This is a genomic window from Streptomyces sp. NPDC058240, from assembly GCF_042882135.1.
In the GTDB taxonomy this organism is placed as follows: domain Bacteria; phylum Actinomycetota; class Actinomycetes; order Streptomycetales; family Streptomycetaceae; genus Streptomyces.
Window position 1 is genome coordinate 324,250 of sequence record NZ_JBHVWT010000002.1, and the last position, 24,629, is coordinate 348,878.

A 24,629-nucleotide genomic window follows, 5' to 3' on the forward strand; every position below is an offset into this window, starting at 1 on the left:
CGCCTAAATGGGGCAGAAGGCTTCACTCGTCTTGACGTATCCCCCGTGCCTGGAAGGGCAGTTGATCGTTGCTTGTCCACAGGCTCCCGTGCTTCCGAAAGTTATCCACAGGGTGTGAAGAAGATCTGTGGATGCCGGAAGATGTCATTCCGAAAGTTGCGTGATGGCTCGCGGATTTCCCGTTCAAACCCACTTCAGACGCTCGTTCGGGTGGGAATTTCCCGTCCTAAAGAGTTGATCAATGGAATTGGGGCGACACGGGGTGCCTCGGGTGACCTGCCGACCTGTGGACGCATCTGGACCGACTGGAGCAATTTGTCGACCATGTCGCAGGGGAGTGTCGACTTGTCCCCAGGCCGGGAACCGTCCCTGTGGATAACTTTGTGGATGCCGAAAATCGGCAGATAGCACCGGCGGCGACGCGTTGGGCATCGACGGTATGGGCATCGACGGCGCGGGCGGCGACGGCGTTGGGCATCGACGGCGCGCTGAGACCCGGGAGGAGGCCGACTCGCTCCCGTCCCGCAGGACCGAAGTCCTGTCAGCCCCTCGCGTCCCCGGTTCCCGACTCCGTCAGCCTCGGCCGTCCAGGTTCCTGGTCAGCCAGTCGGAGGCATCCGTGAACGCGGCGTCCGACGTCCCCGCGCGCAGCGGCCGCACGTCCTGCAACGCCACGCCTGCCCGCGGGTACGAACCCAGGAAGCGCACCTTCGGGCAGATCCGCTTCAGCCCCATCAGCGCCTCTCCGACCCGGCGGTCCGCGATGTGCCCCTCGGCGTCCACCGCGAAGCAGTAGTTCCCGATGCCGGCCCCCGTCGGCCGCGACTGGATCAGCATCAGGTTCACCCCGCGCACCGCGAACTCCTGGAGCAGTTCGAGCAGGGCACCGGGGTGGTCCTCGCCCAGCCAGATGACCACCGACGTCTTGTCCGCGCCCGTCGGTGCCGCCGGCCGGGCGGGGCGGCCCACCAGGACGAAGCGGGTCTGCGCGTTCACCGCGTCATGGATCTCGGTCACCAGCGGTTCGAGGCCGTACGTGGCCGCCGCGAACTCACCGGCGAAGGCGGCGTCGTACCGGCCCTCCTGCACCAGCCGGGCGCCGTCCGCGTTGGAGGCCGCCGACTCCCACACGGCGTCCGGGAGATGGGCGGCCATCCAGTTGCGCACCTGCGGCTGTGCGGCCGGGTGTGCGGTGACCGACTTGATGTCGGACAGCTTGGTACCGGGCCGCACCAGCAACGCGAAGGTGATGGAGAGCAGCACCTCGCGGTAGATCATCAGCGGCTCGCCGGTGGTCAGCTCGTCGAGCGTCGCGGTGATGCCGCCCTCGACGGAGTTCTCGATCGGCACGAGCGCCGCCGCGGCGGCCCCGCTGCGTACCGCGTCCAGAGCGGCCGGTACGGAGACCATCGGGACGAGTTCGCGGGTGGCGGCTTCCGGGAGCGTACGGAGGGCGACCTCGGTGAAGGTACCTTCGGGGCCGAGATAGGCGTAGCGCGTGGCGGACATACCGTCACCCTAATGCGCCCCGGTGGCTCAGGACTCCAGAAGTCGCTGCCCCACGTACTCGCCGTCCGCCGCACCGCCCGGCACCGCGAACAGGCCGCTCGCCTCGTGCCGGATGAACGGGGACAGGGCGTCACCCCGGTCCAGCTTGCGCTGTACCGGGACGAACCCGCGCAGCGGATCCGCCTGCCAGCAGATGAACAGCAGACCGGCGTCCGGAGTGCCGTCCGCCGAGATGCCGTCGTGGTACGAGAAGGGGCGCCGCAGCATGGCCGCGCCGCTGTTCCTCTCGGGGGAGGAGATCCGGGCGTGGGCGTTGTCCGGGATCAGGAGCTTGCCGTCGGGGCCGGCCCTGTCGAGGTCCATCGCGGTGGTCTCGGTGCCGCCGCTCAGCGGAGCGCCGTCCTTCTTCCGGCGCCCTATGACCTGCTCCTGTCGTTGCACCGGGAGCTTCTCCCAGTCGTCGAGCAGCATTCTGATCCGGCGCACGACCGCGTACGAGCCGCCCGCGAGCCAGTCGTACTTCGCGTCGGTTCCGCCCGGGACGAAGACACGGCGCTCGAAGTCGCTCTCGGTCGGTTTCGGGTTGTTGGTGCCGTCGACCTGTCCCATCAGATTGCGGGCGGTCATCGGCTGGGCCGTGGCGCCGGGGGCGCGGTTGAAGCCGTTCATCTGCCAGCGGACCCTGGCGGCGGGGGCGGCCTCCTTCTGTACGGCACGCAGTGCGTGGAAGGCGACGAGCGCGTCGTCCGCGCCGATCTGGACCCAGAGGTCACCGTTGGAGCGCCCGGCGTCGATGCGGTCGGAGGAGAAGGGCGGCAGCGGGTCGAGCCCCGGTGGGCGGTTGCCGGTCAGGCCCGTGCGTTCGAAGAAGGTCCGGCCGAAGCCGAAGGTGACGGTCAGCGAGGACGGTCCGGCATCCAGCGCGATCCCCGTGTCATGGTCCGGACCGTCCGCCGCGCCGCCCCCGGCCGGATCGCCGGCCATCAGGCGCTCGGCCGCGGCCGACCACCGGCGCATCAGGGCAGCGGCTTCCTTGCGTCCGGCACCGGGCACCAGGTCGAAGGCGACGAGATGGCCGCGCGCCTGAAGCGGAGTGGTGATCCCCGCTTGATGTTTCCCGTGAAACATCACCTGGGTGGAGCCGACCGTGGTCAGTGCGGCGGCTTCGGCGGGCCGGGTCGCGGCATAGCCGGTCGCGCCGCCCGCCGCGCCCAGCACCAGCCCGGTCGCACCGGCCGCGCCCGCGCTGCCGATCAGCCGACGCCGGGAGATGCCTCCGCCGCCACGGGCACCGTCGTCCCCGCTGCCCGCGCCGTCCCGGGCTCCGCCGGCCCGGGTCTTCCTGCTGCTGTCTGTGCTCACGATCCTGCTCAACCGATCTTCACGTTCTTGTCGATGGTCGTCTGATCGATGTCCGAGGTACGGACGGTCACGGCGACCTTCCAGTTGCCCGGCATCGGGATCTGGACGCCGTCGGCGGTCCAGTGGCCCTCGGTCAGCCGGGCGGGGACGACGGGGAGCGGGCCGATGTCCTTGGACTCCAGCGTGAAGGCGACCTTCACCTCGGGGACGTCCATGGCCTTTCCGTCGGCGCCGTCGATCCAGATGTGGAGCTCATTGGCGCCGGTACCGGCGGGGGCGATCTCCATCCGCACCGTTCCCCTGCCGTTCGTGCCGCCCGTGTCGAAGGGCAGCTTCAAGCTGACCGGGCCTTCGGCCGCCGGGGCGGTCGCCGCCGTCGACGCGCGGGCCGCCTCTTCCTCGGTACGCGCCGGCTCGGTCGAGGTCAGCACGGTCGTCACCGCCAGCAGTGCGACGGCGACTCCCACTTCCGCCAGCACCGACCGGCGGAGCCCGGACCGTTCGGGGTCGGCGTCGCGGATCCGCTTCTTCTGGGCGGTGGCCACGGCGGCCTGCTGCCGGGCGAGTTGAGCCGCCCGCGCGGGGTCCTCGACCGTGGACGCCGATGTGCCCGGGGTCTCGGCCTCGTCGGACGCCGCTGCCTGGGGCCCCTCCCCGTCCCCGGCCTTGGACCCCGTCTCCGCGCCGCCCCCGCCCGCGATCAGGCGCGCCGTCCAGCGCCGCGAGAACCAGGCGATCCCGACCAGGACGGCGACGAGCCCCACCTTCACGAGCAGCAGTTGCCCGTATCCGGTGCCGGTGAGCGCGGACCAGGTGCCGACCTGGCGCCAGGACTGATAGATCCCGGTCGCGGCGAGCACGATCACACTGCCGAACGCGATGCCGGAGAAGCGCCGTACGGCCGTGGCGTCGATGTCGGGGGTCCGGTAGAGCGCGACCAGCAGGGCCGTGAGACCACCGAGCCAGGCGGCGACGGCCAGCAGATGGAGCACGTCGACCGGCATGGCGATGCCGGGCTGGATCCCGGTCGAGGCGTGCTCGGCGAGCGCCCACGTACCGGCGATCCCGGCGGCGATCACCGTGCCGCCGATGGCCAGCCCGAAGGTGAGGTCCTTCTTCTCGCGCTCGTCCTCGCGCTTGGCGTAGGCCCCGAAGAGCACGGCGATGAACAGCGCGGAAGCGCCGAGCAGCAGCAGCCGGGAGACGAGTGCGGCGCCGGGCTTGGTGTCGAGCACGGCCTTCAGGCCGTCGAGGTCGAAGGCGTCCGCGAGCTTCCCCGACCCCGTGTACGGGTTGCGCAGGAGCAGCATGGCCAGGGTGGCGACGGTGAGGGTCATCCAGCCGCGTACGACCAGGTGCTGGAGGGGGCGTGCACCCGCCCCGCGCTGCCAGCAGGCCAGCACGAAGGCGGAGCCGCCGGCCAGCAGGATGAAACCGGCGTACGCGGCGTAGCGCGCGATGCCGTAGAGGGTGCCGACGACGCCGCCGCCGGCCTCGTCCGTCGGGAGTGCCACGGCGGTCTTCGAGGGTGCTCCGACGGAGAAGGTGAAGGCGCCGGACACGGGGTGGCTGTCCGCGGACACGGCCTGCCAGGCGACGGTGTACGTCCCGTCGGGCAGTCCGGCGTGCAGCGAGACGCCGTACTTCACGGTGGATCCGCTCTGCAGATCACGGGGCGCGGCGCCGGTGTCGGCGCGTTTGCCGGCGGGGTCCAGGATCCGGATGGAGTCGTCGCCGAGGGCGACCTGCTCGGAGAAGGTGAGCGTGACCTCCTTGGGGGCGGTGGCGACCACCGCCCCGTCCTGCGGATCGCTCCCGGTCAGTGCGGCATGCGCGGACGCCTGGCCCGCACCTCCCAGCAACAGGCCGAACACCATGCCGACGAGGGCGGCGAGGAGCGCGGCCGCGGCGAGTGGACGGCGTGTCGAGGGAGTGGACGGGGGCGGTCCGAAGTGCGGGGCGGTGGCTGTCATGACGAGTCAGTCCCTCACTGCTTCTTCGGGTTGTGGGTGGTCTCCTTCACGGGAAGGTCGACCTTTATCGGGTCGGCCTTCTCGAAGTGCAGCTCCACGGACACCTTCTCGCCCTGCTTGGGCCGCTGCTTGAGTTTCATGAACATGATGTGGTTCCCGCCGCGCTCCAGATCCAGCTCGCCGCCCGCGGGCACGTCGAAGGACGTCACCATGCGCATCGTCTGGTTCTTCGTCTCGTGGATCGTTATGTCGTCGGAGAGCGGGCTGGTGACGGAGGTGAGCCGGTCGGACGTCCCGCCGCTGTTCTTCACGACGAGGAATCCGGCCGCCATGTCGCTGACGGGCTGCGGCATGAACGCGCCGGTCACCTTCAGCTCGGGCTTGCCGTCCGAGGACGAGCAACCCGCCAGCGTCAGCCCCGTGGTGAGGGCGATGACGCAGGCGAGGGTGGTGCGGCGGTTCACGGGGTCTCCCCCTTGACGATCTTGGGGAGGTCCTTGGTGTAGTCGTCGGGCGAGGTGTCCTCGCTGTAGATGAGGTAGCCCTTGTCGGTCTTCGGGGAGAACGCGATGACCTGGGACCCGTGCATCGAGACGACCGTGCCGTCCTTCTCCTTCTTCGGCGCGTCGATGCCGATGCCGATCTGGCGTGCGCCCGCCTGGATGGTCGGGAAGTCGCCGGTGAGGCCGATGAAGGAGGCGTCCTGGGACTTGAGCCAGCTGCCGAGCGAGGACGGGGTGTCCCGCTCGGGGTCGGTGGTCACGAAGACGACCTGGAGCTTTTCCTGGTCGGCCTTGGGCAGCGACTTCTTGGCGAAGGCGATGTTGCTCATGATGAGCGGGCAGACGTCGGGGCAGTTGGTGTAGCCGAAGTAGATCAGGGTCGGCTTGCCCTTGGTCTGCTCCCGGAGGTCGTACTTCTTGCCGTGGGTGTCGGTGAGGACGAGATTCGGCTTGGTGAACGGCTGGTCCAGGACGGTCGCGGCCTTGGTCTTCGCCTGGACCGACACGTCGGCGATGGGCTTCTTGGCGCTGTCGTCGCTGCTGCCGCAGGCGGACAGGGTGAGCGCGGCCGCGGCGACGAACGCCGCGGCCAGCACCGTTTTCTTAGGCATGGAGCACTGATTCCTGGTGGTCGGTGGGACGTGTGGAGCTGTGGATCAGGCGGTGCGGCGGCGGCCGGCGAGGACGCCGAAGGCCACGCCCGCCACGCCGATGACGATGCCGACGATGCCGAGGACCCGGGCCGTGGTGTCGCTGGAGGAGGTGTCCGAGGCGGCCGTCGTCTGCTTGTCCGTTGCCTGGGCGCCGGCGTCGGCACCCTTGGCGTCGGCGGCCGCGCCGTGCTCGCCGGTGGTCGGCGCGGTCAGCGCGAGGACGGGCGCCGGGCTCTCGGGCTCGGCGGCGCCGGCCTTCTGCTCCTCGATCCAGCGGACGACTTCCTTGTTGTCGTACGTCTGGATGGCCTTGAACACCAGCTGGTCGGCGTCCTCGGGGAGCTGGCCGATGGAGAGCGGGAACTGCTGGAAGTCACCGGGGCGGATGCCGCGCTCGTCCTTGTCGCCCTCGGCGGTCCAGGTGACCTTGGAGACGGCCTCGTTGATCTTCTTGCCGTGCATCTCCATCGGCTTGGCCAGCTTGCTCTTGGTGACCTCGATGTCCCAGCCGGGTACGGCCTGCGGCATGACGGAGGCCAGCGGGTGGTCGGTCGGGAAGTTGACCTCGACCTTGGTCGTCGAGGCGTCGTCGCGCTCGTTGGGGACCTTGAAGTTGACGGTGGCGTAACCGCCCTTGGCGGCCTCGCCCTGCGGCTGCACGCTGACGTGCGCGGAGGCCGTACCGGCGAGGATCAGGACGGTGGACGCGGCGACGCCGCCGGCGAGGGCGATGCGGGAAACGTTCATGACAGGGATCACTCCACGAAGCACGAAGGAAAGGTGGTCCGGCGCGCGGGTGCGCGACGGCATCACGACACCTCTCCTCTTCCCCCTGAGCGGCGCGCATGCGCCGGCCGGGTACGGCACGGAGCGATCCGTGCGCCGGATGGAGGGTGTCGCGTCAGGCTGCGAGCGCGTACGCGGGCGGCGGACCGCGCCTGATCACCAGGTGCTGCAACGGGTCCCCGGTGGCGAGGGGCGGGGCGTCGACCGCCGTACGGGCGATGCGCGGCCCGGTCGTCGGGCCGCCGGGAAGTCCGGCGCGCAGGGCGTCGACGAGGGCGAGCGCCGCGCGCAGGGCGCGCAACCGGGCCCCGGCCGCGATCTGCTGGGCGCCGTGCGCGGACAGCCGGACCAGCCGGAACAGGGCGATCTCGCCGCGGCGCAGCAGCCAGCCGGTGGCCGCCGCGGCCAGGAGATGGCCGAGCAGCATGGGCAGGTCGGGCAGCAGGGCGGCGAGGGCGGCCGGATCCGTGCCGGACGCGGCGGCCACGTGGTGGTGGTCACCGGCCGTCACCGACGCCGGGTCGATGCCCGCGGTGGTGACGATGCGGTGCGCCTCGGCGGCGCTCAGCTGGGCCGGCCCGGCCCCGCACACGAGGCTTGCCGCGAACCGGATCAACGAGTCGTCGCCCGCCGCGGAGTTCGCCGGGGTGCCGTGCGTACCCATGCCGAACAGGGAGTGCAGGGCGATCTGCCCGCCGGCCAGTGCGGCGGCGATGGATGGCAGTGAACGCTCGCGTCCGGCGAATGGTGCCACCACCGCGAACACCCCCAGGAACCCCGCGAGCAGGGTCCACCAGGGGACGGCGGCGCAGGAAGCCAGGGAGTGACCTGCCGCGGACAGCGCGACGCAGACCGCGGTGAACACCGCGGCCCTCATGAGCCGCAGACCGGCTCCGGCGCGTGCGACAGGCATAGACATGGCGGGGCCATCATCGCACCGAGCCCCGGGGCTCCGTACGGCAGGTCCGGAAGGTCGCCTTCCGTCCGATTGGGCCCACGGGCCGGGCATACACGGGTGTACGGAGAGCTGGTATCCGCCGAATGAGCGGTCTCACATCCGGTCTGCGCTTACGAATGGTGTTGCGCGGCAATACGTATCGGTATGTCGAGCCGCAGCCAGGAGGCTGGAGCATGAGCATCTGGTGGTCCCTCCATTTGCGGCGCGAGGCTGCGAGCGTTCCGCTCGCCCGTCGCTTCCTGCTGGGCACCATGGAGACCGCGGGCGTGGACCCGGACATCTCCTTCGATCTGTCGGTCGCACTCAGCGAGGCCTGCGCGAACGCCGTCGAGCACGGCGGTGACCACAGGGTCCAGGAAGACCAGGAAGGCCAGGGCGGCCAGGGCGTTCTGCGGGATCCGTGGGACGTATGGGACGAGCTGCCCGGGGCGGCCTCCGGGCAGTACCAGGTCACCGCTTATCTGGACGGTGAGAAGTGCCGTATCGAGGTCGCCGATTCGGGGCCCGGTTTTCCCGCCCGGCGCACGTTCCGCACCTCCGCACAGCGGCACGGGCCCCAGCAGCACGAAAACCATCAGCAGCACGAACCCCAGCAGTACCCGCCGCTCAACGCCGAGGACGGGCGGGGCCTCTGTCTGATCGAGCAGCTCGCCGACCACGTGCACTTCGGCAACCGCCCCGGCAGCGGTGCCGTCGTCAGCTTCGACAAGGTCCTGAAATGGCGGAAGGACGCCCTGCTCATGGTGTCCTGAGCAGAGCGTCCTTCGCCGGGTCTTCCCGGTTTCCCGGGACTTCCGGTCCTTCCCGGGTCGTCCCGGATGTTTCGGATCAGCCCTTGAGCCGGGCCATCCATTCCTCGACCTCGTCGGCCCGACGCGGCAGCTTGTCGGAGAGGTTCCGGTTTCCGTCCTCGGTGACGAGGATGTCGTCCTCGATCCGGACGCCGATGCCCCGGTACTCCTCGGGCACGGTCAGGTCGTCGGTCTGGAAGTACAGACCGGGCTCGACCGTGAGGCAGACGCCGGGCTCCAGCGTTCCGTTGACGTACGACTCGGTGCGCGCGGCGGCGCAGTCGTGGACGTCCATGCCGAGCATGTGGCCGGTGCCGTGCAGCGTCCAGCGGCGCTGGAGCCCCAGCTCCAGGACCTTGTCCACGGACAGGTCGCCCAGCAGGCCCCACTCGACGAGCTTCTCGGCGAGCACCCGCTGTGCGGCGTCGTGGAAGTCGCGGAAGCCGGCGCCGGGCTTGACGGCGGCGATGCCCGCCTCCTGGGCCTCGTACACGGCGTCGTAGATCTTCCGCTGCAGCGGCGTGAACGTGCCGTTGATCGGAAGGGTGCGGGTCACGTCGGCGGTATAGAGGTCGTTGGTCTCCACACCGGCGTCGAGCAGCAGCAGCTCGCCGGAGCGCACCGCGCCGTCGTTGCGCACCCAGTGCAGGGTGGTGGCGTGCGGGCCGGCGGCGCAGATCGAGCCGTAGCCGATGTCGTTGCCCTCGATGCGGGCACGCAGGAAGAAGGTGCCCTCGATGTAGCGCTCGCTCGTCGCCTCGGCCTTGTCCAGGACCTTCACGACGTCCTCGAAGCCGCGCGCGGTGGCGTCGCAGGCCTTCTCCAGCTCGGCGATCTCGAAGGCGTCCTTGACCAGCCGGGCCTCGGAGAGGAAGACGCGCAGCTCCTCGTCGCGCTCCGCGGTGACCTTGTCGGTCAGCGCGGCCTCGATGCCGGCGTCGTGGCCGCGGACGTTGCGGACCGGGCCGGTGGCCTCGGTCAGCGCGGTGGGGAGCTCGCGAACGTCCTTCGCCTGGATGCCCAGCAGCTGCTCGGCCTCGGCGAGGGAGTGGCGGCGGCCGACCCACAGCTCGCCCTGGCCGTCGAGCCAGAACTCGCCGTTCTCGCGGTTGGAGCGCGGCAGCAGGTGGATGGTCGCCTTGTGACCGTCCTCGGTCGGCTCCAGGACGAGGACGCCGTCCTGGGTCTGGTCGCCGGTGAGGTACGCGTACTCGGTGGAGGAGCGGAAGGCGTACTCGGTGTCATTGGAGCGGGTCTTCAGGTTGCCCGCGGGGATGACCAGTCGCTCACCGGGGAAACGCGCGGAGAGCGCGGCGCGGCGGGCGGCCGTGTGTGCGGCCTGGGCGATCGGTTCGAGGCCGTGCAGTTCGGTATCGGCCCAACCCGACTTCATGTTCGCGGCGAGTTCATCGGAGACGCCCGGGTACAGGCCGTTCTTCCGCTGCTTGACCGTCTCTTCTTCCTCGGTCTCCGGGTTCTCCGGGGTGAGCTCCTCAGCCACGATTTGTCTCTCCTTGATACGACACTGGACCCCGTCCATCGTACGGGCGTACGGAAGGGGGCACAGGGCCGGAGGACCTGTTACACGGCCGGGCCGGGGAATGCCGGGGCGCTCAGTCGAAACGCGCGGCCAGGACGACCACGTCCTCCGCGTCGTCGTCGCGGTCGAGCCCGTCCGGCAGCACGGTGCGCAGCACATGGTCGGCGACGGCTCCGGCGTCGAGACGCATCGCCTTCGGCACGGAAGCGGCCGCCGAGTGGAGCCGCGCGAACGCCCGGTCCGTCGAGTCGCCGGTGCGGCGCAGCAGTCCGTCGGTGCAGAGCAGTACGGTCTCGCCGGGCGCCGGGGTGATCTCCACGCTGGGCGCCTCCCAGCAGGCGAGCATGCCCAGCGGCGCGGAGACCGAGGTCTCGACGAACTCGGTGCGCCGGTCGCCGATCACGAGCGGCGGGGTGTGGCCCGCGCCGGCCAGCAGGATCTTGCGCTCGGCGGGTTCGCAGTAGGCGAACAGCGCGGTCGCCGTACGGGCCGGTTCGGTGAGCCGCAGCAGCAGCTCCAGGTCCGAGAGCACGGCGACCGGATCCTCGCCCTCCATCACCGCGTACGCCCGCAGGCCGGCCCGCAGCCGTCCCATGGCGGCCAGGGCGCTGGGCCCGGAGCCGTTCACCGAGCCCACGGCGAGACCGAGCGCACCCTCCGGCAGCGCCAGTGCGTCGTACCAGTCGCCACCGCCCTGCGGCGCCCGGCGGTGGCGGGCGGCCAGCTGTACGCCGGCGACCCGGGGCAGCCGGCTGGGCAGCAGCTCCTCCGTGATGGTGGCGATGTCGGCCCTGGCCCGCTCCAGTTCCAGCAGCCTGGCCAGGTGCTCACCGGCGTACCCGGCGTAGAGGCCGGCGAGATGGCGCTGGCGCTCCAGGGGTTCGGCGGGTTCGTCGTACAGCCAGACGGCGGCACCGAGTCTGCCGGTCGCCTCGGCGGTGATCGGCACGGCGTAGCTGGCGGCGTATCCGAGCCGGGCGGCGACTTCGCGGCGGCGGGGGTCCAGGCCGGTGTCGCCGGGCAGGTCGGGGGTGGTCAGCGCTCCTTCGGTGTCCGGGAGTCCCTCCAGGATCCGGCCGTAGGAGGTGGCGGTGCGCGGCACCGTCTCGATCAGTCCGAGCTCGGCATGGGCGAGCCCGAGGCCGATGGTGCTCACGGGGCCGCGGCGGTCGGACGGTTCGAGGACGACCAGGCCGCGGCGGGCGCCGACCAGGGCGGCTCCGGCGTCCAGCAGCTCGTGGAGCGCGTCGTCGAGGGTGCCGGTTCTGGCCAGCCGCTCGGTGAGTTCGTGCAACGTGGTGAGGTCGGAGACCCAGCCGGCGAGCCGGTCCTGGATGAAGGCTCCCGGGGCGGACGGTACTTCGGACAGGGGCCCGGCAGTGTGCGCTGAAACCGGAACTGTGGGATCGATTCCAGCCACTTTCGGCAGGTGTGGGGCGCTCATGGATGTCTGCTTTCCGACCAGTGCGTTTCGTCGAATAGCATCGCAAACCCCCATGTCATTCTGCGCCGCTACCAGTGCATCCGCATGTACACGTGCACCACATGTACACGCACAAGTGAGGCGATGTCCAGCATTGTCACCACGGGAAATGTGGTGTCCAAGAGACCGTCAAGTTGGCCTAAAAATGCACCCTGCGACAGCCATTTGGGGTCGACTGGGCGTGCTCGACAGGGGGTGTTCTCAGGGTGAAGTCCTAGAGGGAGCGTCATTTCGGGCATGCTGGGTACGTAATCGATGAAGGCCAGGGGCAGTTCTGATCGCCCCGGAACCCGGCAGACGGCCCGGACGTCCTCTCTTGTGACGGCCACGCCCCCACCCCCGAGTGGCGGGGTTTGCACCTTGGGACGGCAGGCGCGATACATGCGCTGCTCCTCGCCATGCTTGTCCGGACTGCTCGTCCGGACCCGTCTCGCACCTGCTCGAATCGGCTCGGCCCATGCTCGGTACCGACGACCCACCCGTACCGCAGACCTGAAGAGCATGTACGCACAGTGAAGTGATGCACACGTACGGCAATTCGCACGTGGTGCGATGTGGACCCTCGGCGTTCAACGGAAAGGAACGAGCGCTCATGCGCGAGATCCTCGGAAGGCGACGCAGGCTCCGGCTCCGGCGCAGGGGAAGGCCCGCCCAGCTCGACGCGGCCCTGACCTGCGCCACCGCATGGCAGTGGCCGGTGCTCCCCGGAGTGGGACCGGAGGCGGCCGGTGGTCGCGGTGGCCGCGGTCGTGGTTGCGCCTGTCCCGATCCCGAGTGCGCCGTGCCCGGCGCACATCCCTTCGATCCCGGTCTCCTCGCGGCGACCACCGACGAGCGCCTGGTGCGCTGGTGGTGGACCAACCGGCCCACCGCTCCGATCGTCCTGGCCACCGGGGGGCGCGCCCCGTGTGCGCTGAGCCTGCCTGCCGTGGCCGCCGCCCGAGCGCTGACCGAGCTGGACCGGATGGGCGTGCGGCTCGGGCCCGTGGTGGCGACGCCGACCCGGTGGTCGCTGCTGGTCGCCCCGTACGACCTCGAACGGCTCGGCGAGCTGCTGCACGCCCAGGACTGGGTGCCCAGTTCGCTGCGTTTCCACGGCGAGGGCGGCTATCTGGTCCTTCCGCCGTCCGAGGTGGGGGCGGGGCAGGTGCGCTGGGAGCGGGCTCCTTCCCCGGAGCCCCGGCCGCGTCCGCACGGAAGGGGGCCGGTTCCGGCGCCCGCCGCGCCGTGGCTGCCGGATGTGGGTGCGGTGCTGGACGCACTGGTCGAGGCGAGCAGCGGCGCACCGGACGGCGGCAGTCGGCTCGCGTACTGACGGGGCGGTGGCGGGCGCGCATCGTGCCCGCCACCGGAGCAATGGGGTGGGCCGCACCGACCCGTATTCCGTCGGAATATCCGGCGGACCGTCAGAAACTCATGCGAAGCCGACAGATGAGGCCACGCGATTATCCGGGCGATGGTTATCCGGGTGGTCGTTGTCCGGCGATCGTTATCCGGATGGCGGATGCGGCCCCGGATGTGATCGCGGATGTGATCCCGGCCCATGTCTCACAATGCAAAGTCTGCCGCTGCAAAGTCCGGCGGCAGAAGGCTTTCTGATGGTCATTCCGGAACGCCCGGACGGATTTATCGAATATCTATTCGAGTGAGTTCGGGGCGGGCTATTCGTGGAGATCGCCTGGCATCCGGCAGTCGGCATCTGTCCGAGACCGATCGGTCCCCGCGTGGCACACCGACGCCCAGGGCCCAGGGCTTCTGTCGCGGTCACGGCTCCGTCGGTCCTCCGCCCCTCCCGTTCCGCCGGGCCAGGCCGGTGTGCCCGTGAAGGTGCCGGTGCGGCGGGGCGGTCGTGGGCCGCAGCGCTCGATGAACGAGGAGCGTACGGGCGAGGAGGCTTGTGCGCGGGCTCGTGCGCCGCGTTGCGCACTGTGCGCCGTACCCGGAAATGAGAATGCCCGATCGCTGGCGACGGGGGATGCACCAGCGACCGGGCTTCTAGAACGGTAACAAGAGATCTGCCGTTCGCAAATTCGATCTCGCGTATTCGGACAGCGATTTACCTGTGAGTACGGCGAGTTGTGACGCGAGTCACCCGAAGGGTCCGGTGGACCCCGGGGGGCGTCACTGTCAGCTGAGCGTCACCTGGCGGTTGGTGAGCCCGCCGCGGGCCCGCCGCTCCTCGGCACTGAGCGGCGCGTCCGAGTCGAGCGCCGCGGTCAGCCGTTCGGCGAACTCGGCCGCGGGCTTCTCGCACTCCTCGGCCCCCATCGTGCTCGGCAGGTCCCAGACCGGGACCATCAGCCCGTGTGCCCGGAAGGAGCCGACCAGCCTGGTCCCCTCGCCCAGCGAGGAGGTGCCGGCGGCGTGCAGCCGGGCGAGCGCGTCGAGCAGCCGCTCCTCGGCGTGCGGCATGACCCAGCGGAGGTGATTCTTCTCCGGGGTCTCGCACCAGTAGGCGGCGTCCACACCGGCGAGCCGCGTCGTCGGGATCGCCGCCTCGTTCGCGCGCTCCAGGGAGGCCGACACCTCGGGCGTGGCGTTCTCCGCGTCCGGAACCCAGAACTCGAAGCCGGAGTGGACGACGGGCTCGAACGCCGCACTGGGGTCGAGCACGTCCTGCAGCCGCGGACCGTCGGCCGGCACGCGCTGCGCCGCCACGGGCGAACCGGGCTCGGCGTCCAGCGCCCGCAGCAGCGTGTCCGCGAGGTCACGGCTGAGGTCACCCGACGGGGTGTCGTTCTGCAGGGCGAGCAGCACCGAACCGTCGTCGCGGCGAAGCGCAGGCCAGGCCATGGGCAGGACGGTCGCGAGCGTCACCGAGGGCATGCCCTCGGGCAGCCCGTCCTTCAGTGTCAGCGCGACCGTGGCGGCGGGCACCAGTTCACGCAGCGCGACCCAGTCGCACTCGCCGGCCAGACCCTCGAAGGGGCGGTGGACGAGCTCGGTCACGGCCTGGGCGGCGGCGCGGCCGTGACACGCCTTGTAGCGGCGGCCCGAACCGCACGGGCAGGGCTCGCGAGCCCCGACCACCGGGATCTCGCCATCCTTGAGTTGCTGCTTCCCGGCCTTGGTCTGAGGGCGCTTCTTGGCCATGGTGGGCTTTCTCCCGATTGCGACAGTGCGGTCTGGGCCGCGAGCCTAGCCGCCCCTGTCGTGCGCGGGACACATGCGCCCACACGTCCGGCGGTACCGGAGTGCGGAACGCGCGTTTCCGCGAGGACGTGCCCTGATGCCTCGACGACGCCTCGGCCGTCACGGCGGCCGGTGTCCCGGCCGGAAGGTCAGCCCACGTCGTCGAAGGCGTCCGCGAAGCCCAGCCCGTCGAGCGACACGCCCGCTCCCGGCACACCCGTCCCCGACACGGCCTTCCCTGACACGCCCGGCACGGAAACGGCCGGTGCGCCCGGTCTGCCCGGCCTGCCCGGCACCCCGGACACCTGTCCCTCTCCCTCGTTGACGAGGACCCAGACGGTCACTTCACCGGACGAGCTGTCGCGTACGCCCCACTCGTCGGCGAGCGCGCTGATGATGTTGAGCCCCCGGCCGCCACGCGCCGTCACCGACGGTGTGGCCGGAACGGGGCGGGTCGGACCGCCGCCGTCCGTCACTTCGACGGTCAGCCCGCCCGTTCTGTCGACGCGCCACGCCGCGCGGACGTCGCCGTCACCCACATCCGTGTGCCGGCCCAGCGGCCTGCCGTGCCGGCAGGCATTGCTGAGCAGTTCGGAAAGAATCAATACAGCATCGTCGACGACCGAGTCCGACACCCCGTGGCTGCGCAACTGCTCGCGCATCCGGTGCCGCGCCTGGCCCACGCCCGCAGGGCCATGGGGTACGGCCATGCTCGACGACGTGGGCACTTCCTGTGCCACCACCAACGCCACCCCCGAGACCTCCTTTGCCCCACGCCACGGAGTGGATGCCCTCCTGGACTGGACCGGAAACCGGCCAATGGACTGCCAGTGACGCACTCGTAACGATCGAATACGGTTCGAATGCGCCGGTGTACTCCGTGTAACTGATGTTAAGAACGTCCCAGTTGTGACAGAACCTGTTTCGGGCGGTTCGTGATGATTGCCTCGACGCCCAGGTCGACGCAGAGTTCGACGTCCTCCGGTTCGTTCACCGTCCAGACGTGCACACGGTGCCCCGCGCGGTGCAGCCGCTCGATGTATGCGGGGTGGTTGCGTACGATCCGCATCCCCGGCCCCGCGATCCGCGCCCCGGCCGGCAGCCGCCCGTCGCGCAGTCGTGGCGAGACGAACTGCATCAGGTACACGGTGGGCAGGGCGGGGGCCGCGGCCTGGACGCGGTGCAGGGAGCGCGCCGAGAAGCTCATGATGCGTACCGGCGACGGGCCGTCGGCCGGCGGGGCGTCGAGCTCGAACTGCTTCAGCAAGTGCAGCAGCCGCTCCTCGACCTGGCCCGCCCAGCGGGTCGGGTGCTTGGTCTCGACGGCCAGCTGGAGCGGACGCCCGGCGGCCCGGGTCTCGACGACGAGTTCGAGCAGTCGTTCCAGGGTGAGTACGGAGGTGAGCTCCCCCGGCACCGGATCCCAGTCCGGGGACTCCGACTCCTCGCGGTCCTTCCAGGAGCCGAAGTCGAGGGCGGCGAGCTCGGAGAGTTCCAGGGCGGAGACGGCGCCGCGGCCGTTGGAGGTGCGGTTCACCCGGCGGTCGTGCACGCACACCAGGTGGCCGTCGGCGGTGAGCCGTACGTCGCACTCCAGGGCGTCGGCGCCGTCCTCGATAGCCTTCCGGTACGCGGCCAGCGTGTGCTCGGGGGCGTCGTCGGACGCGCCCCGGTGAGCGATGACCTGGATGGGGTGGTGCGTGGATTGCTGCCGTGCGTGGGTCACCGCGTCATCGTGTCACCGGGAGGCGACCGCTGTGCGCACGTTGCGCGGCGGATGTGTGCACCTCTGCGCCGTGACTGCGCCGCGACTGCGGTGCGTCTTGCACCGGGGGATCGTTTTGCCCGATGTAAAGATTGGTGTGCGGATGCACAGGTCCTGCTTACAGTGGCCTGACGTGCCTTGGGAAAAGCTGTTACCGGACACGTACACAGCGGATCTCTTGCCGAAATTGATGTGGAACCGAGGAGTAAAGAGCTGTGAGCACAGAGAACGAGGGCAACGAGGGCACTGCGGCCGAGGCCGTTCCGCCCGTTCCGTCCGTACCTCCCGTGCCGGCCGACGTTCCTCAGGAGTCGCCCGGGAGCCTGCCCGCGTCCACCCCCGCCCCGACGGGGGAACCGGCCACCGCGGCCACCACGCCCATGGCTTCCGTCCCGGCGACGCCTTCCCACGAGCCTCATGCGCCGCACACTCCCCATGCACCCCAGTCGGCGGCCGAAGCCAACTGGCCGCCCCCGCCCGCCGTGCCGGCGTACGCCTCCCACGGTGCGGACGGCGGCGGTCCGGTATGGGGCGCCCCGCCCCAGCCGTACGCCCCCGAAGGCCCGCGCAAGCGGGGCATGGGCGGTCTGGTGGCGGCGGTGGCGGCCGCGGCGCTGATCGCCGGCGGCATCGGCGGCGCCCTCGGCTACTGGGCGGCCGACCGCAACGACACCTCCGGCTCGACCACCGTCTCGGCGTCGGCCAACCCGCAGGACCTCAAGCGCGATCCCGGTACGGTCGCGGGCGTGGCGGCCAAGGCGCTGCCCAGCGTGGTCACCATCGACGCACAGGGCGGTGACGGCGAGGGCGGTACGGGCACCGGCTTCGTGTACGACAAGGAGGGCCACATCCTCACGAACAACCACGTGGTGGCCTCCGCGGCGGACAGTGGCCAGCTCACGGCGACGTTCTCCGACGGCAAGAAGTACGGCGCCGAGGTCGTCGGCCGGGCACAGGGCTACGACGTCGCCGTCCTGAAGCTGAAGAACCCGCCGTCGGGGCTCACCCCGCTGGCCCTCGGCAATTCGGACCGGGTCGCGGTCGGCGATTCCACGATCGCCATCGGCGCTCCGTTCGGCCTGTCCAACACGGTCACCACGGGCATCATCAGCGCGAAGAACCGCCCGGTCGCCTCCGGCGACGGTTCCGGCGGCAGCAACTCGTACATGAGCGCCCTGCAGACCGATGCCTCGATCAACCCGGGCAACTCCGGCGGTCCGTTGCTCGATGCGCGCGGTGCGGTCATCGGCATCAACTCGGCCATCCAGTCGACCGGCAGCAGCGCGGGTCAGACCCAGGCGGGCTCCATCGGCCTCGGCTTCGCGATCCCGATCAACCAGGCGACGAACGTCGCCCAGCAGCTGATCAAGACCGGCAAGCCGGTCTACCCGGTGATCGGAGCCACGGTCACCATGAACGAGAAGACCGGCGGCGCGGTCATCTCCGACCAGGGCGCGGACGGTACGGCGGCCGTGTCGAAGGACGGACCCGCTGACCGGGCCGGCCTCAGGGCGGGCGATGTCATCACGAAGTTCAACGACACCGTGATCGACAGCGGCCCGACCCTGATCGGCGAGATCTGGACCCACAAGCCCGGCGACCGGGTCACGCTGACCTACAAGCGCGACGGCCGGACGGCAACGGCCCAGGTCACCCTGGGGGAGCGCAACGGCGACAGCTGACCGGGCGACGCCCGCCGCAGCGGTGATCCGACGGCTACCGAAGCCTGCTGAGGCCCGTATCACCCACGCGAACCGCCACGGACCCGAGTTGCGGCGGAGTGGGCGAGCGACCGGGATTGCCCGGCGGAATCAATCAGCCGGTAGGCTGTAGGCGCTCCGTCACAGGTGGGCGGAGCAGGGGTGGGTTGCCCGAGCGGCCTAAGGGAACGGTCTTGAAAACCGTCGTGGCAGCGATGTCACCGTGGGTTCAAATCCCACACCCACCGCAGATGAACGGCCCCCGACCGGAAGTCCGGTCGGGGGCCGTTGTTCTGCGCGTTGCCGGTGCATTGGCTGTGCGTTGGCTGTGCGCGGATGCCGCTGCGGTACGCACTGTTCCGGACGGACTGCGGGAGATCGCGGAGTCCTGGGGTGGTGTGGCCCAAGTCCCTTTTATCCGTGGCCCGTTCGCTGACCAGGGGTGCAGGTGTGACGGCCGGTTCGGCCGGTCGGCCGGCACGGTTCGATACCAGCCATTCACGCCGACGGCACCGGCTGCCGGTGACGATGTTTGTCGCTTGATGTGGCACCACGTAGCGCCTCGTACTACTAGATTGTCAAAGCACCACGAGACCGATCATGATTTGTGCTCCACCGTTCATCAGCTGCCATTCGGCAGTCAGTCACTACGAAGAACCCTGGTGAACACCATGTCCAGTCAGGCTGTCGGTCCGCACCACCGCGCACGGCCGGGCTGACAGTGCTGGACGGCCGCGACGTTCGCAGTAGTTCTGACCTGATCCGGTTGTCCGGGGACCCCCACGTTCCCGGCCGAGAGTATGAGGCACGTTCTGTGAAGGTTCGTACGAGGCGGTCGGCCACCTTGATCTCCGGGGGACTGGCGGCGGTGCTGTTGGCGGGTTGCGGCTCCGAGGATCAGATCTGGCCGTTCGAGAGCAAGGACAGGATGGTCGTCGGCATGTCCGACGGCATCCTGGCGACGGATCCGGCCGCGGGGTACGACCCGGGGTCCTGGTTGCTGTTCAACAACGTCTTCCAGTCGCTGCTGAGTTTCCCGCCCGGGGGTTCCATCCCGGTGCCGGAGGCCGCCGACGAGTGCGGTTTCTCGGATGGCAGCAAGACCTACACCTGCACCCTGCGCGACGGGCTGAAGTTCAGCAACGGCCACAGCCTCACCTCGGCGGACGTCAAGTACTCCTTCGACCGGGCGATCAAGATCAACGACCCGGCGGGCCCGGCACCGCTGCTCTCCACCATCTCGTCGATCAGCACGCCGGACGACAAGACCATCGTATTCCGGCTCAAGGTGCCCGACGCGACATTCCCCAGCAAGATCGCATCGGGTGCCGGCTCCATCGTGGACCGCCGGGTATATCCCAAGGACAGTCTGCTCAAGGGCGGTAAAACGGTTGGCTCCGGTCCCTACAAGCTGGACTCCATAGACAAGTCGAAGGCCGACTTCTCGGTCTATTCCGGCTATCACGGAACCGCCGAGGTGAAGAACTCCGGCGTGACGATGAAGCTCTTCCAGGGCGATCAGCAGGCGCTCAAGACCGCTCTGGAGAAGGGTGATGTCGATATCGCGTACCGCGGTCTCACCGCCAAGACGATAGCCGCCCTGGACACCTCGCCCACCGCGGAGAAGGACGGCATCGACGTGGTCCAGGGGAGCAGCGCGGAAGTCCAGCACATGGTCTTCAACGTCGCCGACCCGGTGGTCGGCAAGCTCGCCGTGCGCAAGGCCATCGCCTATCTCGTCGACCGTTACGCCCTGGTCAGCGAGGTCTACCAGTCCACGGCGACACCGCTCTACTCGATCGTCCCGGTCGGCATCACCGGGCACGGCAACTCCTTCTTCAACACCTACGGCGACAGTCCGCAGCCGCAGAAGGCGAAGGACGTCCTGAGGGATTCCGGTATCACCGACAAGGTGAGACTCACCCTTTGGTCCACTCCGAGCCGTTATGGGCCCGCCACCGACGATGAACTCCAGACCATCGCCGATCAGTTGAACAAGAGCGGCCTGTTCGACGCCAGTATGAGGTCGGTCCCGTTCGACCAGTACGAGAAGGGCATCGCCGACGGCAAGTACGGCATCTATGTGAAGGGCTGGGTGCCGGACTATCCCGACCCCGACAACTTCACCCAGCCGTTCTTCGGTGACGGGAATGTCCTGTCGAACAATTACGAGAACAGCGACATAACCAAACGGATCATCCCGCAGACCTCGTCCATGACCGACCGCTCGAACACCCGGACGCCGTTCATCAAGCTGCAGGACATCGTGGCGCATCAGGTGCCGCTCCTGCCGCTCTGGCAGGGGAAGCAGTACGCGGTCGCCAACGAGAACGTCCGGGGTCTGCAGAACTGTCTGGACACGTCGACCGTTTTCCGGTTCTGGGAACTCAGCACCGCGGATTAGGGTCGTCCGGCGGACGGCCTCCGGGAGCCGCGTCCGGCGCGGCCGTGGTGAGACGGGCCGCCGACGCGATCGTGGCGCGGGCCTCGCGTTCGGTGAGTCCGGTGCGGACGGCGGCGTGGGTGAGGGCTTCCGCCAGGGCGTCGCCGTAGCCGTGTTCGTAGGCGCGGCAGGCCGCCCAGAAGAGCCGCGTGTTGCGCTGGCCCTCGCGTGCCGCGAGGACGAAGCGGACCAGTCCCCGGCCCCGGTCGGGCCGGGCGGCGGCGCCGGGCCGGCGGCGCGCGGGAGGCATGAGCAGGCGCAGGAGCGCGAGGGGGCAGCGTGCCGGAGGCAGGCCGACGGTGCCCGGGGCGAGTCGGTAGCGGCCGTGCGGGGTGACCGATCCGGGTCCCACCAGGTAGCCACCGGCGCCCCGGATGTCGATGCCGGGAGCGAGGCGGCTCGCGGAGTTCGGCACGGGAACGCCGGGCGGGCCGGTCAGCCAGATGTGCCGCCCGCCGCTGGGGGTGAGGACCATGACGGTCGGCGGGATCGTGAACAGGTGATGCAGGGCCAGCCGGCGGAGCGATGCGGCGGAGTCGCTGCTGCCGGTGGTGTCGATATCCAGGTCGATGCCGATGAGGTGGTGCGGGGGCCGGCCGCAGGCGATGCCGTAGCCGGTGGCCCAGGGGGCGGCGGCGAAGAGGGCCCGTACGGCGGCCGGGTCCGTGGTGGCGTCGTGGACACCGTGTCCGGGCAGGCCGCACGCGCCGCGGCAGGTGGACCGGCGGTCGTCGCTCCGGTGCGGAGAGGGCAGGGCGGGGAGCTTGCGGGCGGTCAGCGGGATGACGGGGAGCCCGCGCGCGGCGGCGGAGAGTGCGTGGGCCAGGGCCAGGGTGGCGGTCTGCCGGTCGGTGATGGCCATGGTTCTATTTTCGTTCAGGTGTTCGAAAAAGGGAAGGGAGCGGGGCGTCGGCGAGCCGGGCGCCGGAACGCTTCTTCCCATGGGGTGTACGGGATCGAGTGGTGGGGCGGTGCCCGGATGGGGCGCATACGGGGTGTGGGCTGGGGCTTTTGGGGTGCACAAAGGTTTATCGGTGCTTCCTCACGCCTGCGGGGGAATCGGATCGCATGGGTGGTTCGCCGGGGATCCGGTGGGCAACTCTGGTCTCGCGACGTCGTGACCAACACCGGGGCGGTCGGCCAACTGCCTCGGAACAAGCCGTACTTCCGGTTCCTGGAGGAATTGACATGGCAAGCATCCGTACCGCTCGTGCCCTCGCCGCTGTTGCCGCCCTGCCCCTCGCCGCCGCGCTCTTGGGTGGTGTGGCCCAGGCCGACAGCGGCTCGTTCGCGAACGACGGATCGAACGCGGCCGTTGCGACGGTCGTCGGCAGCGGCGTCGGCGGCAACAACTCCGGCAACTCGTCCACGTCACAGCAGCAGGCCGTCGGCTCCGGAGCGTCGAACCGGAGCAACTCCGCGCAGGTGAACGGCTCGGCGTTCACCGCGATCGACCAGCACAGCGACAACGTCGCGGTGAACTTCACCAACCTCTGGTGAGCCGTGGCCGGTCGTGGGCCGGTCGGGGGGCGGGTCAGGGTCGGTGGAACAGCGGTCCGCGCGAGGGTGCTTCGGCACCCCCGCGCGGGCCGTTCCGCGTTGCGGGAGAGAGGGCGTGCGGGCCGTGGCGAGGGCGTCGGTGGCCTTGACAGTGGCCATGTATCTGACGGACAGTCAGAAATCCTGATCCGTACGCCCGTGTCCGGGAGGCAGCCGCCGTGCACCTCGCCCAGACGGAACGTCAGCGACAGCTGCGCGCCGAACTCCGCACGTACTTCCGCGAGGTGATGCCCGGGAGGGACGCGGGGACGGCCCCGGGTGACGGGGACCCGGCCGGGCAGCGGCGGGTGCTGCGCAGGATCGGCGCCGACGGGATGCTCGGACTCGGCTGGCCCGTCGAGTACGGCGGCCAGGGGCGAGGCGCCGACGAGCAGTTCATCTTCTTCGACGAGGCGTACCGGGCGGGGGCGCCCGTCTCGATGGTCACCCTCAACACCGTCGGCCCGACGCTGATGAAGTACGGGACCGACGAGCAGAAGGCGTACTTCCTGCCCAGGATCCTCAGCGGCGAGCTCGTCTTCGCCATCGGCTACAGCGAGCCCGAGGCCGGTACGGACCTCGCCTCGATGCGCACCAGAGCGGTGCGGGGCCGCGTCGGCGCCTCCGGTCCGGACGTCGCCTCCGGCTCGGACGGCCCCGGGAGCGCCGGGAGCGCCGGGAGCGGCGAGGGCGGCGAGGGCGGCGACCACTGGGTGATCGACGGGCAGAAGATCTTCACCAGCAATGCCCAGAACGCGGACTGGATCTGGCTCGCCTGCCGCACGGATCCGGACGCGCCCAAGCACCAGGGCATCTCGATCATCCTCGTCCCGACCGACGCCCCCGGCTTCGCCTGGACACCGATCGAGACCGTGGGCGGGCTCACCACGACGTCCACCTACTACGACGGGATCCGGGTGCCCGTCACCAATCTGGTGGGTCCGGAGAACGGCGGCTGGGGACTGATCACCAATCAGCTGAACCACGAGCGGGTGGCTCTCGCGGCGATCGGGATGCAGGCCGAGGACTTCTACGAGGCGGCTCTCGCCCACGCCCGTACCCCCGACCCCGTGACGGGCAGGCGCCCGGCCGACGAGCCGTGGGTGCGCGGCCGGCTGGCCGAGGCGTATGCCCGGCTGGCGGCGACGCGCCTGCTCAACTGGCGTCTGGTGGGCGACGTCGGGGGTGGTTCGCCGGCCCCGGGCGAGGCGAGCGGCGTGAAGTTCGCGGGGACCGAGAGCGCCGTCGAGGTGTACCGGATGTGCCAGGAGATCACCGGGGAGGCGGGCACGGTGCGGGGCGGTTCGACCGGTTCCTTCGGGGACGGGGAGCTGGAGCGGATGAACCGCGCGGCGCAGATCAACACCTTCGGGGGCGGGGTGAGCGAGGTGCAGCGGGAGATCGTCGCGACGATGCGGCTCGGCATGAAGAGGGGCAGGCGGTGACGGTCGTGCGGGAGGGGCGGCAGATGTCCGAGGGACGGCAGGTTCCCGAGGGGCGGCAGATGTCTGAGGGACGGCAGGTTCCCGAGGGGCGGCAGATGTCCGAGGGGCGGCAGGTGTCCGAGGAATCCGACGAGTTGTACGGGCGGCTCAAGGAGTTCGAGGGGCGGGCGGCCGCGACCGCGGGCACCGGCAAGGACCCGGTCAACGAACCGATGATCAGGCACTGGTGCGAGGCGATGGGGGACACGAACCCGGCGTACTCGGGGCCGGAGGCGGTCGCTCCGCCGACGATGCTGCAGGCATGGACGATGGGCGGCCTGTCGGGCCACACCGACCGCTCCGCGGCGTACGAGGAACTCTTCGGCCTGCTCGACGGCGCGGGATACACCTCGGTGGTCGCGACCGACTGCGAGCAGGAGTATCTGCGCCCGCTGCGACCCGGGGACCGGATCACGTTCGACGCGGTCGTCGAATCGGTCTCGGAGCGGAAGACCACCAAACTGGGGACGGGCTATTTCGTCACCACGCGCATGGACGTCCGGGCGGACGGGGAGCCTGCCGGGACGCACCGCTTCCGGATCCTCAAGTACACCCCGGCGGCACCGAAGCGGGCGTCGCGCGGCGGTGGGCGGAGCCTGCGCCCGAGGCCGGTGATCAACCGGGACAACGCCGGGTTCTGGCAGGGCGTCGCCGAGCACAGGCTGCTCATCCAGCGCTGCGGCGACTGCGGCACGCTGCGATTTCCCTGGCTGCCCGGCTGCAACGCCTGCGGCTGCCAGGAGTGGGACACGGTCGAGGCGAGCGGTGAGGGCACCGTCTTCAGTCAGGTGGTGATGCACCACCCGCCCTTCCCCGCCTTCGGCGCCGACGGGGCGGGCGGGCCGTACGCGGTGGCGCTGATCGAGCTGGCGGAAGGGGTGCGGATGGTCGCCAATGTCATCGGCGTGCCGTACGACAAGGTGCGGACGGGAATGCCGGTCCGGCTGGAATTCCTGCGTACGGACCCCGAGTTGGAGCTTCCGGTCTTCCGGGGAGGCGAGAGCTGAC

20 protein-coding genes and 1 tRNA gene are annotated in these 24,629 nt (G+C 70.1%); 8 read left to right on the forward strand and 13 right to left on the reverse strand.

Annotation, left to right across the window (positions count from 1 at the left end):
• Positions 1-573: 573 nt before the first annotated feature.
• From pheA to ACFVX4_RS06750, 7 genes are all read right to left on the reverse strand, one after another.
• Positions 574-1,509 (reverse strand): prephenate dehydratase, encoded by a 936-nt coding sequence (gene pheA, locus ACFVX4_RS06720; RefSeq protein ID WP_389972594.1) that lies wholly within the window; start codon positions 1,507-1,509, stop codon positions 574-576.
• 27 nt (positions 1,510-1,536) lie between these two features.
• A complete protein-coding gene (gene efeB / locus ACFVX4_RS06725; RefSeq protein WP_389972937.1) occupies positions 1,537-2,874 on the reverse strand; it encodes an iron uptake transporter deferrochelatase/peroxidase subunit in 1,338 nt (445 codons plus the stop codon).
• A gap of 5 nt (positions 2,875-2,879) precedes the next feature.
• Complete coding sequence (locus tag ACFVX4_RS06730) at positions 2,880-4,844, reverse strand: copper resistance CopC/CopD family protein (protein WP_389972596.1); 1,965 nt, start codon at positions 4,842-4,844, stop codon at positions 2,880-2,882.
• Between the two features lie 14 nt (positions 4,845-4,858).
• Positions 4,859-5,308: a copper chaperone PCu(A)C gene (locus tag ACFVX4_RS06735; RefSeq protein WP_389972598.1), complete on the reverse strand. Its 450-nt coding sequence runs from the start codon at positions 5,306-5,308 to the stop codon at positions 4,859-4,861.
• The gene (locus ACFVX4_RS06740; RefSeq protein WP_389972600.1) at positions 5,305-5,958 is read right to left on the reverse strand and encodes an SCO family protein; all 654 of its coding nucleotides are present in this window, start codon (positions 5,956-5,958) and stop codon (positions 5,305-5,307) included. The genes ACFVX4_RS06735 and ACFVX4_RS06740 overlap by 4 nt, the downstream gene beginning before the upstream one ends.
• A gap of 45 nt (positions 5,959-6,003) precedes the next feature.
• Positions 6,004-6,747 carry a YcnI family protein gene (locus ACFVX4_RS06745; RefSeq protein WP_389972602.1) on the reverse strand — a complete coding sequence of 248 codons (744 nt, stop codon included), beginning with the start codon at positions 6,745-6,747 and terminating at the stop codon, positions 6,004-6,006.
• A gap of 154 nt (positions 6,748-6,901) precedes the next feature.
• Positions 6,902-7,705: a hypothetical protein gene (locus ACFVX4_RS06750; protein ID WP_389972603.1), complete on the reverse strand. Its 804-nt coding sequence runs from the start codon at positions 7,703-7,705 to the stop codon at positions 6,902-6,904.
• 212 nt (positions 7,706-7,917) lie between these two features.
• Here ACFVX4_RS06750 and ACFVX4_RS06755 point away from each other — a divergent pair, with 212 nt between their 5' ends.
• The gene (locus ACFVX4_RS06755; protein WP_389972605.1) at positions 7,918-8,496 is read left to right on the forward strand and encodes an ATP-binding protein; all 579 of its coding nucleotides are present in this window, start codon (positions 7,918-7,920) and stop codon (positions 8,494-8,496) included.
• A 76-nt stretch (positions 8,497-8,572) separates the two neighbouring features.
• On the opposite strand, the gene ACFVX4_RS06760 is transcribed toward ACFVX4_RS06755, so the two are convergent.
• Both ACFVX4_RS06760 and ACFVX4_RS06765 read right to left on the reverse strand, forming a co-directional pair.
• Positions 8,573-10,036 (reverse strand): aminopeptidase P family protein, encoded by a 1,464-nt coding sequence (locus ACFVX4_RS06760; protein WP_389972607.1) that lies wholly within the window; start codon positions 10,034-10,036, stop codon positions 8,573-8,575.
• A gap of 112 nt (positions 10,037-10,148) precedes the next feature.
• Positions 10,149-11,519, reverse strand: coding sequence for a PP2C family protein-serine/threonine phosphatase (locus tag ACFVX4_RS06765; protein WP_389972609.1), 1,371 nt, complete (start codon positions 11,517-11,519; stop codon positions 10,149-10,151).
• Positions 11,520-12,150: 631 nt separating this feature from the next.
• Between ACFVX4_RS06765 and ACFVX4_RS06770 the strand changes: the two genes are divergently transcribed.
• A complete protein-coding gene (locus ACFVX4_RS06770; protein WP_389972611.1) occupies positions 12,151-12,873 on the forward strand; it encodes a bifunctional DNA primase/polymerase in 723 nt (240 codons plus the stop codon).
• A gap of 812 nt (positions 12,874-13,685) precedes the next feature.
• On the opposite strand, the gene ACFVX4_RS06775 is transcribed toward ACFVX4_RS06770, so the two are convergent.
• The 3 genes from ACFVX4_RS06775 to ACFVX4_RS06785 all read right to left on the reverse strand — a co-directional run bounded on the left by ACFVX4_RS06775 (position 13,686) and on the right by ACFVX4_RS06785 (position 16,416).
• Positions 13,686-14,651, reverse strand: a complete 966-nt coding sequence (locus tag ACFVX4_RS06775; RefSeq protein ID WP_389972613.1) for a DUF5926 family protein — start codon at positions 14,649-14,651, stop codon at positions 13,686-13,688.
• A 188-nt stretch (positions 14,652-14,839) separates the two neighbouring features.
• On the reverse strand, positions 14,840-15,529 hold the full coding sequence (locus ACFVX4_RS06780) for an ATP-binding protein (protein WP_389972615.1): 690 nt from the start codon (positions 15,527-15,529) through the stop codon (positions 14,840-14,842).
• A gap of 53 nt (positions 15,530-15,582) precedes the next feature.
• Positions 15,583-16,416, reverse strand: coding sequence for a glycerophosphodiester phosphodiesterase (locus tag ACFVX4_RS06785; RefSeq protein WP_266416657.1), 834 nt, complete (start codon positions 16,414-16,416; stop codon positions 15,583-15,585).
• Positions 16,417-16,670: 254 nt separating this feature from the next.
• Between ACFVX4_RS06785 and ACFVX4_RS06790 the strand changes: the two genes are divergently transcribed.
• The 3 genes from ACFVX4_RS06790 to ACFVX4_RS06800 all read left to right on the forward strand — a co-directional run bounded on the left by ACFVX4_RS06790 (position 16,671) and on the right by ACFVX4_RS06800 (position 20,559).
• Positions 16,671-18,137 (forward strand): trypsin-like peptidase domain-containing protein, encoded by a 1,467-nt coding sequence (locus ACFVX4_RS06790; protein WP_389972617.1) that lies wholly within the window; start codon positions 16,671-16,673, stop codon positions 18,135-18,137.
• Positions 18,138-18,316: 179 nt separating this feature from the next.
• A tRNA-Ser gene (locus tag ACFVX4_RS06795) sits at positions 18,317-18,403 on the forward strand.
• A 566-nt stretch (positions 18,404-18,969) separates the two neighbouring features.
• The gene (locus ACFVX4_RS06800; RefSeq protein ID WP_389972619.1) at positions 18,970-20,559 is read left to right on the forward strand and encodes an ABC transporter substrate-binding protein; all 1,590 of its coding nucleotides are present in this window, start codon (positions 18,970-18,972) and stop codon (positions 20,557-20,559) included.
• Here ACFVX4_RS06800 and ACFVX4_RS06805 read toward each other — a convergent pair.
• Entirely contained in the window at positions 20,543-21,460 is a 918-nt protein-coding gene (locus ACFVX4_RS06805) for a bifunctional DNA primase/polymerase (RefSeq protein WP_389972621.1), read from the reverse strand. The two genes, ACFVX4_RS06800 and ACFVX4_RS06805, sit on opposite strands and share 17 nt — an antisense overlap.
• 326 nt (positions 21,461-21,786) lie before the next feature.
• Here ACFVX4_RS06805 and ACFVX4_RS06810 point away from each other — a divergent pair, with 326 nt between their 5' ends.
• From ACFVX4_RS06810 to ACFVX4_RS06820, 3 genes are all read left to right on the forward strand, one after another.
• Positions 21,787-22,098: a hypothetical protein gene (locus tag ACFVX4_RS06810; RefSeq protein ID WP_389972623.1), complete on the forward strand. Its 312-nt coding sequence runs from the start codon at positions 21,787-21,789 to the stop codon at positions 22,096-22,098.
• A gap of 218 nt (positions 22,099-22,316) precedes the next feature.
• The gene (locus ACFVX4_RS06815; RefSeq protein WP_389972625.1) at positions 22,317-23,582 is read left to right on the forward strand and encodes an acyl-CoA dehydrogenase family protein; all 1,266 of its coding nucleotides are present in this window, start codon (positions 22,317-22,319) and stop codon (positions 23,580-23,582) included.
• Positions 23,583-23,677: 95 nt separating this feature from the next.
• Positions 23,678-24,628 carry a bifunctional MaoC family dehydratase N-terminal/OB-fold nucleic acid binding domain-containing protein gene (locus ACFVX4_RS06820; RefSeq protein ID WP_389972940.1) on the forward strand — a complete coding sequence of 317 codons (951 nt, stop codon included), beginning with the start codon at positions 23,678-23,680 and terminating at the stop codon, positions 24,626-24,628.
• The last annotated feature ends 1 nt before the right edge of the window (position 24,629 follow it).

Bases quoted from the DNA above. Each gene is read 5' to 3' on its own strand.
- pheA (WP_389972594.1), bottom strand. From the start codon at position 1,509: ATGTCCGCCACGCGCTACGCCTATCTCGGCCCCGAAGGTACCTTCACC.
- ACFVX4_RS06730 (WP_389972596.1), bottom strand. From the start codon at position 4,844: ATGACAGCCACCGCCCCGCACTTCGGACCGCCCCCGTCCACTCCCTCG.
- ACFVX4_RS06740 (WP_389972600.1), bottom strand. From the start codon at position 5,958: ATGCCTAAGAAAACGGTGCTGGCCGCGGCGTTCGTCGCCGCGGCCGCG.
- ACFVX4_RS06745 (WP_389972602.1), bottom strand. From the start codon at position 6,747: ATGAACGTTTCCCGCATCGCCCTCGCCGGCGGCGTCGCCGCGTCCACC.
- ACFVX4_RS06750 (WP_389972603.1), bottom strand. From the start codon at position 7,705: ATGTCTATGCCTGTCGCACGCGCCGGAGCCGGTCTGCGGCTCATGAGG.
- ACFVX4_RS06755 (WP_389972605.1), top strand. From the start codon at position 7,918: ATGAGCATCTGGTGGTCCCTCCATTTGCGGCGCGAGGCTGCGAGCGTT.
- ACFVX4_RS06765 (WP_389972609.1), bottom strand. From the start codon at position 11,519: ATGAGCGCCCCACACCTGCCGAAAGTGGCTGGAATCGATCCCACAGTT.
- ACFVX4_RS06770 (WP_389972611.1), top strand. From the start codon at position 12,151: ATGCGCGAGATCCTCGGAAGGCGACGCAGGCTCCGGCTCCGGCGCAGG.
- ACFVX4_RS06775 (WP_389972613.1), bottom strand. From the start codon at position 14,651: ATGGCCAAGAAGCGCCCTCAGACCAAGGCCGGGAAGCAGCAACTCAAG.
- ACFVX4_RS06805 (WP_389972621.1), bottom strand. From the start codon at position 21,460: ATGGCCATCACCGACCGGCAGACCGCCACCCTGGCCCTGGCCCACGCA.
- ACFVX4_RS06810 (WP_389972623.1), top strand. From the start codon at position 21,787: ATGGCAAGCATCCGTACCGCTCGTGCCCTCGCCGCTGTTGCCGCCCTG.
- ACFVX4_RS06820 (WP_389972940.1), top strand. From the start codon at position 23,678: ATGTCCGAGGGGCGGCAGGTGTCCGAGGAATCCGACGAGTTGTACGGG.